14 protein-coding genes are annotated in these 16,053 nt (G+C 69.6%); 5 read left to right on the forward strand and 9 right to left on the reverse strand.

Translation table 11 applies throughout. The annotated features are described in order from the left end of the window. Window positions 1-55 precede the first annotated feature (55 nt). Complete coding sequence (locus AB0O24_RS13840; RefSeq protein ID WP_363375644.1) at window positions 56-1,498, reverse strand: glycosyltransferase; 1,443 nt, start codon at window positions 1,496-1,498, stop codon at window positions 56-58. A gap of 30 nt (window positions 1,499-1,528) precedes the next feature. Here AB0O24_RS13840 and AB0O24_RS13845 point away from each other — a divergent pair, with 30 nt between their 5' ends. Beyond that, window positions 1,529-2,305: an alpha/beta hydrolase gene (locus AB0O24_RS13845; protein WP_345799728.1), complete on the forward strand. Its 777-nt coding sequence runs from the start codon at window positions 1,529-1,531 to the stop codon at window positions 2,303-2,305. A 2-nt stretch (window positions 2,306-2,307) separates the two neighbouring features. On the opposite strand, the gene AB0O24_RS13850 is transcribed toward AB0O24_RS13845, so the two are convergent. From AB0O24_RS13850 to AB0O24_RS13860, 3 genes are read right to left on the reverse strand one after another with little or no spacing between them, the layout of a single operon-like run. Next, the gene (locus AB0O24_RS13850) at window positions 2,308-4,155 is read right to left on the reverse strand and encodes a DUF2207 domain-containing protein (RefSeq protein WP_363375646.1); all 1,848 of its coding nucleotides are present in this window, start codon (window positions 4,153-4,155) and stop codon (window positions 2,308-2,310) included. Window positions 4,156-4,206: 51 nt separating this feature from the next. Next, entirely contained in the window at window positions 4,207-5,001 is a 795-nt protein-coding gene (locus AB0O24_RS13855; RefSeq protein ID WP_363375649.1) for a transglutaminase family protein, read from the reverse strand. Next, a complete protein-coding gene (locus AB0O24_RS13860) occupies window positions 4,998-5,537 on the reverse strand; it encodes a MarR family transcriptional regulator (RefSeq protein ID WP_363375651.1) in 540 nt (179 codons plus the stop codon). The genes AB0O24_RS13855 and AB0O24_RS13860 overlap by 4 nt, the downstream gene beginning before the upstream one ends. Window positions 5,538-5,630: 93 nt before the next feature. On the opposite strand from AB0O24_RS13860, the gene AB0O24_RS13865 reads away from it, so the two are divergent. Further along, on the forward strand, window positions 5,631-6,002 hold the full coding sequence (locus tag AB0O24_RS13865) for a hypothetical protein (protein WP_363375653.1): 372 nt from the start codon (window positions 5,631-5,633) through the stop codon (window positions 6,000-6,002). Between the two features lie 32 nt (window positions 6,003-6,034). Here the strand turns inward: AB0O24_RS13865 and AB0O24_RS13870 are convergent, their stop codons facing one another. Both AB0O24_RS13870 and AB0O24_RS13875 read right to left on the reverse strand, forming a co-directional pair. Next, window positions 6,035-6,253, reverse strand: coding sequence for a hypothetical protein (locus tag AB0O24_RS13870; protein ID WP_275800951.1), 219 nt, complete (start codon window positions 6,251-6,253; stop codon window positions 6,035-6,037). Window positions 6,254-6,345: 92 nt separating this feature from the next. Further along, complete coding sequence (locus tag AB0O24_RS13875; protein WP_307382720.1) at window positions 6,346-7,701, reverse strand: cell division initiation protein; 1,356 nt, start codon at window positions 7,699-7,701, stop codon at window positions 6,346-6,348. A gap of 534 nt (window positions 7,702-8,235) precedes the next feature. On the opposite strand from AB0O24_RS13875, the gene AB0O24_RS13880 reads away from it, so the two are divergent. Beyond that, window positions 8,236-8,907 carry a DUF998 domain-containing protein gene (locus AB0O24_RS13880; RefSeq protein ID WP_275800949.1) on the forward strand — a complete coding sequence of 224 codons (672 nt, stop codon included), beginning with the start codon at window positions 8,236-8,238 and terminating at the stop codon, window positions 8,905-8,907. 2 nt (window positions 8,908-8,909) lie between these two features. Here AB0O24_RS13880 and AB0O24_RS13885 read toward each other — a convergent pair whose 3' ends face one another. After that, window positions 8,910-10,364: an FtsX-like permease family protein gene (locus tag AB0O24_RS13885; protein ID WP_363375658.1), complete on the reverse strand. Its 1,455-nt coding sequence runs from the start codon at window positions 10,362-10,364 to the stop codon at window positions 8,910-8,912. After that, the gene (locus AB0O24_RS13890) at window positions 10,361-11,125 is read right to left on the reverse strand and encodes an ABC transporter ATP-binding protein (protein ID WP_363375660.1); all 765 of its coding nucleotides are present in this window, start codon (window positions 11,123-11,125) and stop codon (window positions 10,361-10,363) included. The genes AB0O24_RS13885 and AB0O24_RS13890 overlap by 4 nt, the downstream gene beginning before the upstream one ends. A 136-nt stretch (window positions 11,126-11,261) precedes the next feature. Here AB0O24_RS13890 and AB0O24_RS13895 point away from each other — a divergent pair, with 136 nt between their 5' ends. Beyond that, a complete protein-coding gene (locus AB0O24_RS13895) occupies window positions 11,262-11,465 on the forward strand; it encodes a hypothetical protein (RefSeq protein ID WP_275800944.1) in 204 nt (67 codons plus the stop codon). A 31-nt stretch (window positions 11,466-11,496) separates the two neighbouring features. Here AB0O24_RS13895 and AB0O24_RS13900 read toward each other — a convergent pair whose 3' ends face one another. After that, window positions 11,497-13,968: a LuxR C-terminal-related transcriptional regulator gene (locus AB0O24_RS13900; protein ID WP_363375663.1), complete on the reverse strand. Its 2,472-nt coding sequence runs from the start codon at window positions 13,966-13,968 to the stop codon at window positions 11,497-11,499. Between the two features lie 335 nt (window positions 13,969-14,303). On the opposite strand from AB0O24_RS13900, the gene AB0O24_RS13905 reads away from it, so the two are divergent. Further along, complete coding sequence (locus tag AB0O24_RS13905) at window positions 14,304-15,956, forward strand: polysaccharide biosynthesis tyrosine autokinase (RefSeq protein WP_307382710.1); 1,653 nt, start codon at window positions 14,304-14,306, stop codon at window positions 15,954-15,956. Window positions 15,957-16,053: the final 97 nt, after the last annotated feature.

The following is a 16,053-nucleotide window of genomic DNA, read 5'->3' on the forward strand; positions in this document are numbered from 1 at the left end:
TGCCGGGGCTGGGTGAGAAGAACGGTACGCCGATCCGGGGCGTTTGGGACCGGATTCAGCGAACTCGAAGGCGGCGCCGCAGCACCTCACGGAATCGCCACGTGCGGCGACGGAGCGCATGCCGACGATCCGCCCGTCGCAGGGTACGCGCCCACCTGGCGAGGATCGCCCTCTCGTCGTAGAGGCGCGCGCGGGCGATCGCATCTCGACGCATCCGAGTCAGCGTCGCGTCGTCGAGGTCCGCCGCATGCCGCACGGCGTCGGCCAGCGCGGCCACGTCCCCCGCCGGCACGAGCCAGCCGGTGCGTCCGTCGTCGATCAGCTCGCGGGGGCCGTAGGGCACGTCGTACGCGATGGGCAGGCATCCGGATGCCATCGCCTCGGCCACCACCATCGAGAATGCCTCCGACCGGCTCGTCATCAGCAGCACCGAGGCAGTGGCCAGGGCGGAAACGGCCGCGGGCTGAAAACCCCGGAAGCGGATGGCGGGGTCCGCAGCGGCGCGCGCCTCGAGGAGCGAACGGCTCGGACCGTCCCCGTAGACGTCGAGCGTGAGACCCGGGTGGTCGCGCCGCGCCAGCCGCACAGCGTCGACCGCGTCCTCGACCCGCTTGATGGGTGCCAGGCGCGACACGACCACGGCTCCGCGCCGCGGAGAGGTGACGTCGACATCCGGCGGGATCGTGACGGGATGTGCCACCGCCGCCAGGAGGGGGAGGGGTCCCGCATGTCGCCGCGCATCCCGCGCCTGTCGCTCGGTGCAGAACACCACCGCGTCGAACGCACCGAGCCGGCCGAACACCTCGGCGCGGGACGCGCGGATGGCCGTCCCGTCGTCCGTCAGGTGAGAGCCGTGCACGATGTGCAGCACGACGACGTGCGGGCGCCGGTAGTCCGCGGCGAAGCGCGCCATCGCCTTGCTGTCGACGAGGAGGAAAGAGCGCTCGCCGGCGGTCAGGTGGTCCAACCATGAACGGTAGACCTCGCGAACTCCGTTCCACGCGGCCCGCGGCGTGCCGTCCGGGTCGCAGGCGATCACGACGCGTCGCCTCCGGCCCGAAGCGCGGGGGACGTCTCGCCGGTCGCTCACGGCCAGCGTGCCGTCGGCGCGCAGGTGGTCGATCTGCTGCACGGTACCGTTCGCGTCGACTCGGATGCGACGCCGGGTGAGTCCTCCCGTCGGCTCCTCGACGGCCGAGTCCGGCAGGGGATCGAAACCGTCCGCCGCACGAACGCGGCGGCCGGGGAGATCGTTCTCGCGCAACCAGTCCCAGAGATTCGTGACACGAACGCGTTCGGACAGCGCACCGCGACGGGTCAGCTCTGCCGCGACCTCGGCGGCATCCTCGCGATCGTCGCAGGTGAGGACGTGGACGGGGACATCGCCTCGTCGGTCGAACAGGCGCGACCGCTGCAGGAGGGCGGCCGTCAGCCCTCCGAAGTCGCGGGGGATCCCCCATGTGAGCACGAACTGCCGTCCGGTGGGGAGTGCGGTCATGCGTCGTCGGCCTGGATGTCGGGGGTCTCCATGCCCGCGACTCTACGTGCTGACCTCTCGGCTCCGCGCGCCGCCGAGGCTCGCGCGCGGGCACTTCGCAACCCGCTGGCCGTGGGCGCGCCGGTGACGCACGATGGGCGCATGTCGATCTTGCGCAACGGTCTGTGGTGGGCGCAGGACTACGTCTACGCCGTCCTCGCGCAAGCCCGGGCCCTGCGCGGGAGCAGCCTCCCGGACGCCCTCGCCGAGGGCGACGGCGTACCGATCGTCCTCCTCCCCGGCATCTACGAGACCTGGCGGTTCCTCGAGCCTCTCGCGCGCGCACTCCACGACCGCGGGCACCCCGTTCACGTCGTTGCGGAACTCGGCGGCAACCGTCGGCCCGTCACGGAGTCGGCCGAGCGCGTCGCCCGTCTCCTGATCGCCCGCGATCTCCGGGACGTGGTCGTCGTCGCCCACAGCAAAGGCGGTCTCATCGGCAAGCACGTCATGGCGTTCGACCCCGCGGGAGAGCGGATCCGCGCGATGGTGGCCGTGGCGACCCCCTTCGGCGGCTCCCGCTACAGCCGACTGATGCCGACGCCGTCGTTGCGCGCCTTCCGATCCGGCGACGCGACCATGCGCGCGCTCGCCGCCTCGGCGGACGTGAACACCCGCATCACCTCGGTCTACGGTGCGTTCGATCCGCACATCCCCGAGGGGAGCGAGCTGGCCGGGGCGAAGAACGTGCGTCTTTCCACGGGAGGCCACTTCCGCGTTCTCGCGGACCCCCGAGTGGTCGCCGAGGTCATCCGCGTCGCCGAGTGAGCTCACCGGCCACCGACGCTGCCCCCGCTCATCCCGCCTCCTGAGAAACCGCCTCCGAAGGATCCGCCCGAGAAGCCCCCTGAGCTGCCGCTCGACACGGCGGGAGCGCTCGCCGACTGCAGGGAGCTGAACGTCGAAGCGAAGGCCGCGGTCGAGAAGCCGTGCGACCCGCCGTACCAGCGCAGATCGTCGCCGGTCTCGCGGACGCGCGTGTCGAGCGCCTCCGCCCACTCCTTCTCCACGCCCCAGACCACCGCCCACGGCAGGAGACGCTCGTAGAGGTGGAGCATCTCGGTCGGATCGCCCGCGTTGACCGGCCGACGCTCCGCGCCCTCCGGGCTCTGCAGGACGCGCAGGCGGTCGGCTTCGGCCAGGGCCAGGTAGTCGCGCAATCCCTGGAGGTGATCACGGGCCGGGGCTCCGGCATCCGTCACCCGATCCCGGTAGCGCAGGAACACGAAGGTCAGGATGCCGGCCACCACCGTCGCCGGGACGGCGGCGACCTGCCACCAGGCCGGGGAGGTGCCCGCGGCGGCGACGATGAGAGTCGCGATCGCGACGATGAAGGCCCCGATCGAGAGGCACACGGCGAGCGCCGAACGGCCGTGCCGTGGTGGTCCCGTCCACCCTCGCCGTCGGAGTTCGGCGGCTGCGGCCTTCGGGAGCGCCTGAAGGGCGATCGCGACGTCCTGGCTCTGAGGGCCGAGTGTCACGCGCGCGCCCTGCTGCGCGTCGGCGCCGAAGACCGCGTTCAGGATGCCACGCCGAAGCGGTGTGGGATCCTCCGCGTCAACGAGTTCGAGGATCAGCTTCTTCGAGTCGACCTGGTCGTCGATGATGCGGAGATGACCGGCGATCGCGGTGTCGAGGATCGCGGCGGGCACCCCGGCCCGTCCCCGCTGGACCAGTTCGGCGCCCTCGAGGACGTCGACATCGTCCGGAGGACCGTATTCGGGGACGATCACCCCTCGCCCAGCCGCGTCACGTCCCCGCCGGCGCGCCACGAGAGCCGCGGCGACGCCCGCGGCACCCAGCCCGACCGCGCCGAGCGAGACGCCGCCGAGGAGCGGAGCGTTGTCGATCGAGAACTGCTCGAGCGGAGTGCGGTATACCTCGCCGGGGACGAACGTGCCCCGAACGAACCCGAGGGCGATGGTCATGTTCTCGCCGGGCCCGAGAGCGGTCGCGCGAGCGGACCACGTCAGGGGCGTCCCTCCTCCGCCCGCCGCGGAGATGTCGCAGCGCGTCGTGGAGCCCCGCGGGCCCTGGTAGCAGGACGCGGCGCCGTCGAGGGCGGCGGCTGCCAGTTCGGCGTCCAGGGTCAGTCGCGCGGTGACCTCGCCGAACGGTTGGGCGGCGTCCGTGCCGTTGATTCCGCGGTAGAACTCGTCGGCGTCTGTGTCGACGAACGCACGGATGGTGTCTCGCTGCGTGTACGAGATGATGTAGGTCTGGACGCCCCTCACGTAGGTGTCGTCCCCGGTGAGGACTCGCACCTCCCGTCGACTCTGCTCGACCTCGTACGGCACCGCCGATCCGCTGCCGTCGGTCACGGAGACGACCTCGGTGTGCAGAGGGACCCCGTCGTAGTCGTCGGGGATGACGCGGACGATCCCCTTGTTCTGGTCCTCGTCGGGGAAGCGCGCGACGATCGTCTCCGTCACCTCGAGCGCCGCGTGTCCGTCCGGACTGCGGCTCAGAACCATGTCGGCGTCGAACGAGTCGAAGGTGAAGTCGTCGACGTCGGCGCGTGCGAGCGGCGCACCCGTGAACGTCAGGACGAGGAGCGCGAGGACGAACAGTGCCGAGAGCGTGGCGTGGCGAGGTCGGGGGCTCGGAGCGGCATCCATTCCTCGACGGTAGCGAGGTCGAGCCGGCGGAAACTCCACCGCGAGGAGGATTCAGGGAAGCAGCACGCTCGCGGCCGGATCGTCGGGTGACAGATCCCCGCCCGCCACGGCCAGGACTTCGACGTTCTCGAGCGTGGCCGCGCCCGAGAGGGTCGTGAGGAAAGCGGTGTCGGCGGCGTCGCGGCCGGTGGCGATCCGGACGTATTCGGGACGGGGCGCGAGGCGTGTGGCATCCACGACCTCCCATCGGCCGTCGACGAAGGCCTCGACGACGGCGTGGAAGTCCATCGGGCTCAGGCCCGGAGCGTAGACCGACACGAGTCGCGCGGGAACTCCGACCGCTCGCAGCAGTCCCGCCGTGAGGTGCGCGTAGTCCCGGCAGACGCCCTGCCGGAGAAGCAGCGTGTGAATCGCCGTATCGGTCGGGCCGCTCGAGCCGGGGACGTAGGACAGGTGCGCGGCGACCCAGTCGGGGATGTTCCGCACGCTCTCGGCGGGGGTGGCGCCGCCGAACCACGACAGGGCGGTGGCGGCGAGCTCGTCGGACGGGATGAATCGGCTCGGCCGAAGGTACCGGAGCGGGTCGACGACATCGGATGCCACGGGCTCGGTCGGCCGCTCCACCTCGGCGCGATACCGCACGACGACCTCTCCCTCGGGGAGTGTCGCTCGATGGAGGCGGGTTCCGTGCTCGTCCGCGATCTCTTCGGCGGCGAGCGGACGCCCGTCCACCGTCAGCGTGAGGTTGTCACTCCGTGCCCAGCCTCGCGCGACCGCAAGGGAGAAGACCGCATCCGTGGCGTGGTCGACGCGCAGATCCAGGCGGGACTCGACGTGAGTTGTCACGCCGCCACGTCCGGGGTTCCCGACGTGTGCGGGATCGGCGCCGTTCCGACGCCGTCGACGGCGCCACGCATGCGCTCGAGGAACTGGATGACCGCCGCAGCCTCGGTCTCGCTCATCCCGTGCGTCGCGAGCATCATCTGCGCGTGCATGTTCCCCAGCACGTGACGCATGTCACTCTCGGTGTGCGCTGTCACGGCGATGAGGACTTTCCGTCGGTCGCTCGGGTGCGGCTGTCGTTCGAGATGACCGGACTTCTCCAGACGATCCAGGAGAGCGGTCATAGACGCCGTCGAGATCCCGAGGTAGCGAGCCAGATCGATCGGCGTGACATCGTGGTGCCGGCGGCCCCGTCGGGTGAGGAAGCGGAGGACGAGCAGCTCGTTCTCGCCCATCGACATCGACGCCCGGGTTCGCCGCCGCATGGACATCTCCGCGGCGCGATAGGCGCGCAGGGCCTCCATGACGCGCGCTCCGCGCTCGTCCTCCGTGCTGTCGCTGTACCAGTACGACGGGGGACTCGCATCGATGTCGGTCATGGATGTCCTCCGAAAATCTGCCTGATATCTCGCTTGCCTATTCGCTAGTCTACCTAGTAAGTTCCTAACCAAGCAACGAGGAGAGGAAACATCATGGCGAAGCTGTTCTACGGAACCACCCCCGAGCCGATCCTGGTCGACGACCGGATGCTCGCCCATGTCAAGGTCGTCGCCGCGACCAAGCTCCGCCGCGGCGAGAGCTTCACCCTCTCCTGGACGCACCGCGCCGACGAGCCCGCCGGTCGATCGACGATCTGGCTCCAGCCCGCGATTCCTCTGCGTTTCGTCTTCGACTCCGAGCAGCCGGAGTCCCTCGACCAGGAACTGCTCAAGCGCCTCGCCAACGACGCGAACTCCGCGCGTGGCCTGAGCCTCGACGTCACGGTCGACGAGAAGCAGGCAACCGCTCCCGCGAAGGCACCGGCTCGCTCTGCGGCCCAGAGGTCTCTGGTCCGCGCCGCCTGAGACTCTCTGCCCCCGCGCAACCGGGGTGGACCTCAGTCGATCGGGCGGTCATCTTTCGGCTCGCGCGTTTCCGCGCCCTCCGCGCGGACGCGGACCACACCGAACGCGAAAAGCGCGGACCCGCCCACGATGAACACCAGTTTCACCGAGGCGTGCGCGTCGGCGGGAAGGAACAGTGTCGGCGTCGCAAAGACGAGGGCGGCGAGGGCGCTGAGGGCAGCGCCCATCGGGCGTGATCGACGACTGTCCATCCCGGTTCCCTTCGATTGCCCCCAGCCTAGAGCGGGCGCGATCACATCGGCGTAGCGGAGCCATCCGATCGGCGGCTCATACGGCGCCCGCCTCAGCTGCGCTCGTTCTCCTCATCGGCGGTCGTCTCTTCCCTCTCCGAAGGAACGGCAGCATCATCGGCGCTCTCGTCGGTGGACTTTTCGTCTCCGAAGTCGGCCCCCGCGGACCCGCCGCGCGGCGCGGCGCGGAGCAGTTCGTTCATCTCCGACATGAAGCTGCCGAGCTGCTGCTGCTGCCACCGCAGGTCGCGCGTGCGGTCTTCGGCGTCGCGAAGGACGGATGCCGCATGCTCGGTGATCTTGTCGGCGATACGCTGCGCACGCTCGCGGGAGGCGTCGAGGATCTCTCGGGCCTTGACCTGGGCATCGGCCTCGACCTGCTGCGCTTGAGCGCGAGCGAGACGCTCGTAATCGTCCGCACGGGCGGAGATGCGACGGGCGTGCTCGAGGGCGGCGGCGACTTGCTCGCTCGCATCGCCGGTGATGCGCTCCGCGTGCGCGACGGCCTGGTTGTGCAGGACGAGGAACTCCTGCTGCGCCTCATCCTGGCGGCGTGTCAGCGACTCTTCGAACTCGAGGACCCGCGCGGTCATCTCCCGCACATCGCGTTCGGCTTTCGCGCGGAGCTCCCCGGTCTCTCGAGACGCCATCGAGCGCAGAGCGGCCGCTCCCTTCTCCGCTTCTGTGCGGATCGCGACGGCCTCGCGCTCGGCCTGGGCGACCTTCTCGGCGGCGTGTGCGCCCTCGCGCTCGAGGCGGGCGGTGTGGGCGGTCGATTCGGTCTCGATGCGCAGACGAACCTGATCAGCGTCGTGCTGCGCCTCGGCGCGGAGACGGTCCTGCTCGGCGAGGGCCTCATCGCGAATCGATGCGGCTTCGTCGTGGGCGCTCGCCAAGAGCCGCTCGGCCTGAGCGACGGCATTCTGAACGAGGACACCGGCTTGCTCCTCGGCGACGCGGAGGATCGCGTCGAAGTGCTCACGGCCCCGCTGGGGATCGTCGTCTTCCCTCGACGCGAACTCGTCCGACAGCGCGTGCACCTGAGACTCCGCGTCGGCGGCCCGCGCGGAAGCCGCGCGAAGCTGCTCCTGCAGGCCGGCGACCTCTTCGGAGTACCTTCGGGCCGACTCCTCGAGTTCGGCGTCGTGCTCGGCGCGCTGCTGAGCGAACATCGCTTCGGCGCGGCGCTTGGCATCCTGCGAGTCCTCCGTGGCTCGGCGGACTCGCTCGACCAGCTGCCGGATCGCCTCGTCGACGGCTTCGCGGTCGTACCCGCGGAAGCCGACGGGGAAGACCGTCGTGCCGTCGACCTCACCGCTGGTCGACAGCAGCTCGTCGAGAAGGGCGTCGGTACCAGCGCCTTCCGTGTCGTCTCGGTGGTCGTTCGCGATCTCGCGGTCGTCGGTCACAGGCAGTCCTCTCGCGGTGTGGCGTCCCGGCGCGGACGTCCCTTCGATTCAACCCCACGCGGGGGATCGCTCTGGAGAGCTCGAAGGAGGTTCCAAGGGGATGCGCGGCCTCGACGACCGGGTGCCGTGGTGTGGAGACCGCGCATCCGAGGAGAGCGACCGAATGAGAAAGGGTGCTTGGGGGAGAACCATTCCTGATCGCTCCCGAAGAGAATCGCACGCCGAGGTGCTCGTCCGTCGCGGGGAGCGGTATTCCTCACCCGGTGAATCGCCCGTCGAAAGATCGCGAAGCCTCGACGTCATTGCCGCGTCCCCGGAGCGAGAGACGGGCAGAGCCGCAGCGCGATACGGCCCCCCGGCACGCAGGCGTTCCGCAGGCTCTGCCCGCCTGACCAGCATCCGACCTCTGCTCGCGCCCCTCGGTGAGGCCGGGTGGAAATCACCCGCGACCCGCGGATGAGTCATCCACGCATCGGCGGTGCGGCTGGGGGCACGGTAATGTTGCGAGGCCACTGACCACGCGCGGAGAGCCGAATGACCCGAACGACGGAGCTGTCCGCTGAGACGACCGGCAGCGGCCGACTCCGGCGCCCCGCGCACGTTGCCACGGCGGGTGCGATCGCGGCGTTCGCGAGCGCCGGTCTGATCTGGCTGTGCCGTTCGTGGGAGCCCAGCGTCCACTACGTCAGCCAGCTGGGGGCGACCGGGATGTCGACCGCCCCCGTCTTCAACCTGGCGCTCTTGCTCCTGGCGGTCGCCACGGTGCTCGTCGACCGCGCGGTCGTGGGCAGCGCGCGGCCGTACCGGGCAGGGTGGCCGGTTGCTGCGACCCTGGTCGCGTGCGGCCTCTGCTTCGCGCTCGCTTCCGTCGTGACGTGTTCGCCGGGTTGCCCCGTGCCCTTCACCCCCGGCGCGTTGCCGCAGGACCTCGTGCACATTTCTTCTGCGGTCATGGGGTTCGTGCTCGCGATCATCGCGATGGCCCAGGTGGCCGCGCTGAGGCGCCGGCCGTGGATGAGAGCCGCGAGCGTGGCCACGCTCGTCGCCGTGGGAGCCACGTCGTTCACCGGCGCCATGATCTCGCTGTTCCGCGGTGACACCGTGCTCGGCGGCAACCTCGAGTTCACCGCTGCCACGCTCGCGATCGCGTGGTTCGGGGTCTTCGGTCTGCAGGTGGCGTCCGACGAGCGCATCTCGGCGTCCTGATCTCAGACCTGAGCCGCGAGGGATCTCACGGGGCTCAGACGGGTCGCAAGGCGTGCGGGCACGATCGAGGCGCCCAGGGTGAGCGCGGCCGTCGCGACCGCGATGACCAGGACGGCGGACGCCGGAACCGCCGGCGCGACGAACACGGGACCGGCGGCGAAACCGGCCGCGTGCGGCATCCATCCGAAGAGGGACTGCGCGCCCGCCCAGCCGTAGACCACGCCCAAGACGAGGCCGATCGCGACCGAGGTGACAACGACGTGCGCGGCTTCCCAGACCACCATCGTGCGAACCTGCCGGACGGACAGTCCGAGAGCGCGAAGGAGACCGAGCTCCCGCTGACGCTGAAGGATGCCGAGGATCAGCAGGTTCACGACTCCCACCGCGGCGATGACCGCGGACACCCCGACCAGCCCCATCATCACTCCGGTGAAGACGTCGACGGAGAGGGAGAGTTCGGCGGGGATATCCTCGCCGAGGACGACGTGGAAGAAGCGCGTCGAGGTGGCTGACGCGACGGCGAACATGGTCACGAGGGTCACACCCATGACGACGCCGACCGCCATCCGCGAGGAGCGTTCCGAATGCCGGAGGGCATTGGCCGCTGCCATCCGAGCGACGACGCTCCGCCCGAACAACGCTCCCACCCCGCGTAGCACCGGTGGAAGGAAGAGAGTGGCACCCAGGATGATCCCGGTGAACGAAAGCGCTCCTCCGACGAAGCTGAACAGGATGCCCGACGACGACACTCCCCCCACGACGATACCGACCGCCAGCAGCCCCGTCCCGATGATGGCCAGCGCGGCCGCCGTGACATGACGGCCGCGTCGCGCGACGACCCGCTCACGCGGCGCTTCCACAGCATTCGAGAGCGCCTGGACGGGGGTGACGACCCCCACCCGCCGCGAACCGACCCATGCGGCTGCCCACGTGACGAGGATGACGGCGATCGAGGGAGCCGCGAGATCGGCACGGAGAACGGTCCACTGAACGTCCAGCCCCCACGCGTTCGACGCGAGTCGCAGTCCGACGAGAGAGACGACGAGACCGCCGATCAACCCCGCCGCCGCACCGAGGCACCCCAGAACGAGACCTTGGCGAGCAAGGATCGTCCGCTCACGTCGAGCGGAGGACCCGAGCAGCCGCAGAAGCGCGATACGGCGTGTCCGCCCCGCGACCACGGTGGCGAAGGTGTTCGCGGTGACCACCGCGCCGACGTAGATCGACAGGCCCACCAGGACGGTCGTCGCGATGGTGAGCACACTCTGCACCCCCTCGACCCCTTCGAGTCCGGGCTGCGTCCGGATGAGGGTGGCGACGTACTCGGTGACCGAGAGGAGGACGACACCGAACGCCGTCGAGATCGCGCCGACCAGCACGGTGGCACCCATGCCGGGCTCGCGCAACCAGGCCGCAGCGCTCCGGCGTGCGGGGGGAGTGACGGCGGGGGCGGTCATGCTGCAGCCCCTTCCGCGCGGAGCATGAACGACGAGATCTCCTCGGCGGTCTGGCCGGGCTTGTCGGCGACGACGCGACCGTCGGCCACGAAGACGACTCGGTCGGCGCGGCTCGCGGCTACCGCGTCGTGCGTGACCATGGCGATCGACTGACCGAACTCCTGCGCCGCCGTCCGAAGCAGCTGCAGCACTTCGCGCCCCGACCTGCTGTCGAGGTTGCCGGTCGGCTCGTCCGCGAAGACGAGATCGGGCGCCGTGGCGAGAGCGCGGGCGATGGCCACGCGCTGCTGCTGCCCGCCGCTCAACTGGTCCGGGCGATGGTTCATCCGCGCCGACAGTCCCAGCGAGTCGACGAGGCTCGCGATCCGTGCCTCCTCGGTCGCCGAGGGTCGACGAGCATCGAGGTCGAAGGGCAGCCGGATGTTCTCAGCCGCGGTCAGCGTGGGAACGAGATTGAAGGCCTGGAACACGAAGCCGACGCGCCGCCGCCGAAGGACCGTCAACTCAGCGTCGGACAGGCCGGTGATCTCTTGCTCGCCGAGCCACGCCCGACCGCTGGAGGGTGCATCCAGGCCCGCCATCACGTGCATGAGCGTGGACTTGCCCGAACCGGACGGTCCCATGACCGCGACGAACTCGCCGCGGCGAACGGTCAGCGAGACTCCGTCGAGCGCGCGAACGGTGTTGGCGCCGTCTCCGAAGGTTTTCGTGAGGTTTTCGACGCGGGCGGCGAAGCCGGCGTCGCTCGGGGAAATGTTCATGGCTCCCACGCTAGAAATCCCCCTCTCGGAGCGCGTCGGCTCGACGGAGGACTTCGTGGCCGGAGCGTCATCCTCGAGAGTGACGGGGCAGATGACGGGAGGCGAGCCGCTGCCGGCGAACCGTTAGCGTTAGCGTGTGAATCGACGACTTGCCTGGCGCGTCCTCGGATGGGTCGCTCCCGCAGCTGCGCTCCTCGTCGTGCTCGCCGTACTCCGTGGCGCGGGTGTGCCGCTCACCTTCCCCGGCGTCGTCCTCACGCTCCTGCTTCTCGTGCTCGTTCGATTCATCGTCGTGCGGGCCCGCCGTCGCGCCGATCGCCGTCGCGCCGATCGTCGCTGACGGACAGTGATCGCCGCGACGGCGAGTGGGGTCACCCCTCGTTTTCGCTCTCGATGAGACCCCAGGCATGGGCAGCCCGGATGGCACTGGCTCGGTCCGAGACCCCCAGCTTGCGATACAGGCTCTGCAACTGCGTCTTCACGGTGTTCGGCGACACGACGAGGATGCGCGCAATGTCGACGATGGTCGCCTCGGGTGTCAACTGTGCCAGGACGACCTGCTCCCTCTTGGTGAGATGAGGGACGCTGACGGATGATGCGAAGAACGAATCGCGGGTCAGGACCTTTTCACGCGCGCCGCTGGACAGCGCGCTGAGGACCATCGCGCGGTCTTCGGGAGCGACCGCACTCCACGGAGTCCACAGATCGTTCCTGATGCTGATCGCCTCCGCGCGTTGCACCGTGCTCCGTTGTGCGGCAGAGCCGTTCAATCGGATATCGGCCACGATGCTGACCACCATGCTCTCGAGCGAAGCCCGAGGTGAAGACTCCTGGTGGATACCCCACTTCACGCTCATGACATACGCCTCGTGTGCGCGACCCGCGTACAGCTGCGACAGGGCGATGGCCGGAGCCGTCGCCGAGGACAGGCCGAACGGTCCCTCGAACAACGCGAGTGCCTTCCTCGCCTGGCGGAGAGCGATGAGCACCTTCGCGCGAGCCGTGAGCATCTGCGTGGACTGGAAATGCGACGGCGGGGTGCTGCGGGCACGAACACCCCACGACCGCAGCATCCCGAGCGCATCGGGCGCCGCCCCCGAGAGGAGGAACGCGAGAGCTTGAGTGGCGGCCGCGTAGGGCCACAGCTCGCGCGCCGATGCGGTGGCCGGAACGGACTCGAGAATCGTCCGAGCCTCGAGTGCGTCGCCGTGCTCGAGCGACAACCAGGCGGAGGCCAGGCGGAGGCTTTCCCCCCAGGGAGTGTCGACCCATCCGTCCGTTCGAGCGGTCGCGATGCGGGACTCCGCCGCACGCACATCGCCTTCCAACAAGGCGATGACGGCGAGGACCCCACGCGCGCGCATCTTCTGGGCAGGCGGGGCCATCCGCTCGACCTGACCGATCGCCAAGGAGGCGTCGCGAAGCTTGCCCATCGCGAAGTGCGTCATGCCGACCTGGTACCAGCCCTCGGTGACGATGTCGGCTGCGAGGTCCTGGCGACGACGAAGCGCGTCGACGAGCAGCGCGGCCGATTCGGTGGCGAGGGCGAAGCGGCCCGCGGCTCGCAGCAGACTCACGCGGAGAAGGAGTGCCTCGATTCGACCGTGCGCCGCAGCTTTGGCCTCGGGGAGCTTGCTGAGGGCGCTGATCACGGCGACCGGCGTTTCGGATGACGTGACTGTGTCGGGGTCGAGCATCAGAAGGGTGTCGACGACGATCGGGTCGGAACCGCCGTGCGAGCGGAGCGCAGAGATCAGTGACCGGAAGCCATCGGCGTCGCGCGACCACACCTCCGGCCCGGACGAGCGCAGCACGGAGGCGAGGGTCGTCCACTGACCGGCGTCGGCGGCCAGCTGTGCGGCTCGGAGGGGCTCTCCCGTCGCGACGAGATGCTCCAGCAGCCGCACGCGCGCTCGATCGACCTCTGCGGGTCGCCGGGTCTCGATCTCGCGCAGCCATTGCGCTCGCACGGGCTCCGCGAGGACCAGGCGGGTCGAGCTCGGCCAGACGAAGCCCGCGTCCTGGAGTTCGGACAGCAGCTGCTGGGCCGTCGCGGTGGTCGAGTCGATTCCGATGGCCTCGGCGAGCTCGACGTTGATGAACGGTGCGACGGCGAGCAGGCGCAGATCGTCGGTGATCGGCGTCGTCAGGTGCTGTTCCATGTCGCCGGTCAGGGATCGACTCGCGTACTCCGCGATGGCTTCCGCCTCGTCGCGACTGCGGAGCGAGAGTCCTTCGAGGCGAAGGCGCGAACTCACGAGCTGAGCGAGGGCCGGCCACCCGTGCGTGCGCGCCATGACGACGTCGAGAGCCGCATCCGTGATCTCCACCCCGTTGAGTTCGAACACCAGAGCCATCTCGGCGCGCGACATCAGGAGATCCGCGGGCGGAACCACGTGGACATCGAACTCGAGGGTGACCAAGGGGCTCTCCAAACGGGTGACATGCCGGGTGGCCGCGACGACGCGGAGATCGCCGTCCGCGCGGAGGAGGTCGAGGATCTGTTCGGAGGTCACCCCCTGCTTGTCCGTGAGGTTGTCGACCAGGAGGACGTGCTGCGCGGGCCCCTCCTGGAACGCCGCCGAGACCCTTTCGAACCTCTCGGGTGTGATCTGCGCCGCGTCGATCAGCTGGACTCCGATGTCGGGGTCGTCCACGAGAGCGGTGGCGAACTGTCGGAGCAGTGACGTCTTCCCGACCCTCGCGGGGCCGCGGAGAAGCACCACATCGCTGGTCACGGCGTCTTTCAACGTCGTCACCGTGTCGCAGCGAGGAGTCCAGAATCGGCTCGCGCGGCGGGAGGCGCGCGCGAGAGAGGGTGAGGTGTCCAGGTCGATCAGCATCGGGTATCTCCAACTCGGTGACCGTCGTCCCTTTCCCTCCGGGCTTGAGGGAAGGGCGATCGGTGTCTCGCGTGATGGCGCGCACTGCTGATCATTGGGGGTGATTCATTCGACTCCTCTCCCGTGAGGGGGTCTTTCATCCCCGGCGTCATCCCCTCATCACCCCTTCCGCGTCATACTCCCCGCCCCGTCGGCCGGGGCGCGGCGGGGAGTCTCGGGCCCTCGCCCGGGGCGCTTCCGGTGAGGGGCGTCGCGAGGTGGAGCTCGTGTCTGCCTATGCTGCGTCCGGCTCGGCGGCCTGTCGCCGGGCGTGGGAAAGGCGGGATCGAGTGGATATGCAGCGGGTGGTTCGCGTTCTGCGGGCCTACTGGAAGGCGATCGTCGCCCTGACCGTCGCCGGCGGCCTGGTCGGTCTGGGGTGGAGCGCGCTGCAGCCCCGTGTGTATACGGCAGATGCGAGCGGCTACGTGGCCGCGGTGACCTCCGACAATTCCACCGGGGCGGCTCTCGCCGGCGACCAGCTGGCGCTGTCGAAGGTCAAGTCGTTCATCGACATGGGGTACTGGCGCAGCGTCGCGGAGTCCGCCCGGGAGGATCTGGGCCTGACGGACAGTCCGGAATCTCTGGTGCAGCGCATCCAGGTGTCCAACCCGGTCGACACGGTCAACGTGAAGGTCCAGGCCAACGGGCCGACGCCGGAATCTGCTCGAGACCTGGCGGAGGCGTGGATCCGCGGCATGACCAAGGAGGTGAACGGCCTGCAATCCCCTGGCTCGGGTGAGGGGGCGGTCCAATTGATCGCGGGGGATTCCGCCCGGCTCCCCACGTCGCCGTCGTCTCCGAACGTTCGACTCGCCGTGGCTCTCGGAGCCATCGGCGGAGCGGTTCTGGGCATCGTCTTCGCGCTCGTGCGGCGCGCTTTCGACCGGCGCCTGCGCTCGGTCCACGACATCACGGAGGCGGTCGACGCCTCCGTGATCGGTGTGCTGCCGGTCGAGAAGGAACTGGCATCCGGACGCGCCGTGTTCTCGTTCGACGACATCCGAGACGGGCGGGGCTCCTTCGCGCACAAGGAGGCGATGCGCGAGCTCCGCACCAACCTCCAGTACGTCGATGTCGACCACCCCGCGCGCGTCATCGTGATCACGAGCCCGCTCCCGGGCGATGGGAAGTCGACCACCGCGGCGAATCTCGCGGTGAGCATCGCGGCGACCGGCCAGTCCGTGATCCTCATCGACGCGGACATGCGCCGCCCCGTGCTGGGAGGGATCTTCGGCTTCTCGGATGACGTCGGCCTCTCGGACGTGCTGGCCGGACGTGCACGCATCGAACAGGTGGCTCATCAGGTCGATGAGCACGGTCGCCTCTTCGTCGTCGCGGCCGGTCGTACGCCTCCGAACCCCACGGAGATGGTCGGCTCTCAGCGCATGCAGCAGCTCACCCGGAGGCTCGCAGACGACATGATCGTCGTCATCGACTCTCCTCCCACCCTCGCCGTCGCGGATGCCGCGGTGATAGCGAGCTGGGCGGACGGTGCCGTTCTCGTCGTCACTGCCGGACGCACCACGGACGACATGCTCGTTCGCGCATCGGAGAACATCGAGAAGACGCGGGGCCGACTGCTCGGCGTCGTCTTGAACCGTATGCCACTCCGAGGCGCGGATTCGAGCTACTACGGAGCGCAGTACGGGGGGTACTACGGCTATGGCGTCCCCGCGAGTCCGCAAGGCGCGTGGTGGCGGCGAGGCTGGTTCAGCGGCTCGCGGCGAGCGCGCGGTGGCGACATCGAGATCGAGGGCGATCCCGGCCCGCGGCGCCGCTCGGACCTTCCGCCCGACAACGTCAGCGGTCTGCGGACTCTGTCGCAGAAGAGGACCGCGCCCGCGCAATCAGGTGAACTGGCGGGTGAACAGGGCGCGGCTGTCGCCGCGGCATCCGGCGTCATCCCCGAGGGTGCAGGGGAGAATCGTCGCCGTCGTCGCTCGTGATCTCGTCACCGGCATGAAGGGGGGCGCCGATCCGATATCGGGCGTCGTTCATGGCCAAGGAGGTCTCGGAAGAGCCCGAGGCCGTCGCCAACACGCT

Origin of the sequence: Microbacterium sp. NPDC086615 (assembly GCF_040686055.1) — a bacterium.
Lineage (GTDB): Bacteria > Actinomycetota > Actinomycetes > Actinomycetales > Microbacteriaceae > Microbacterium.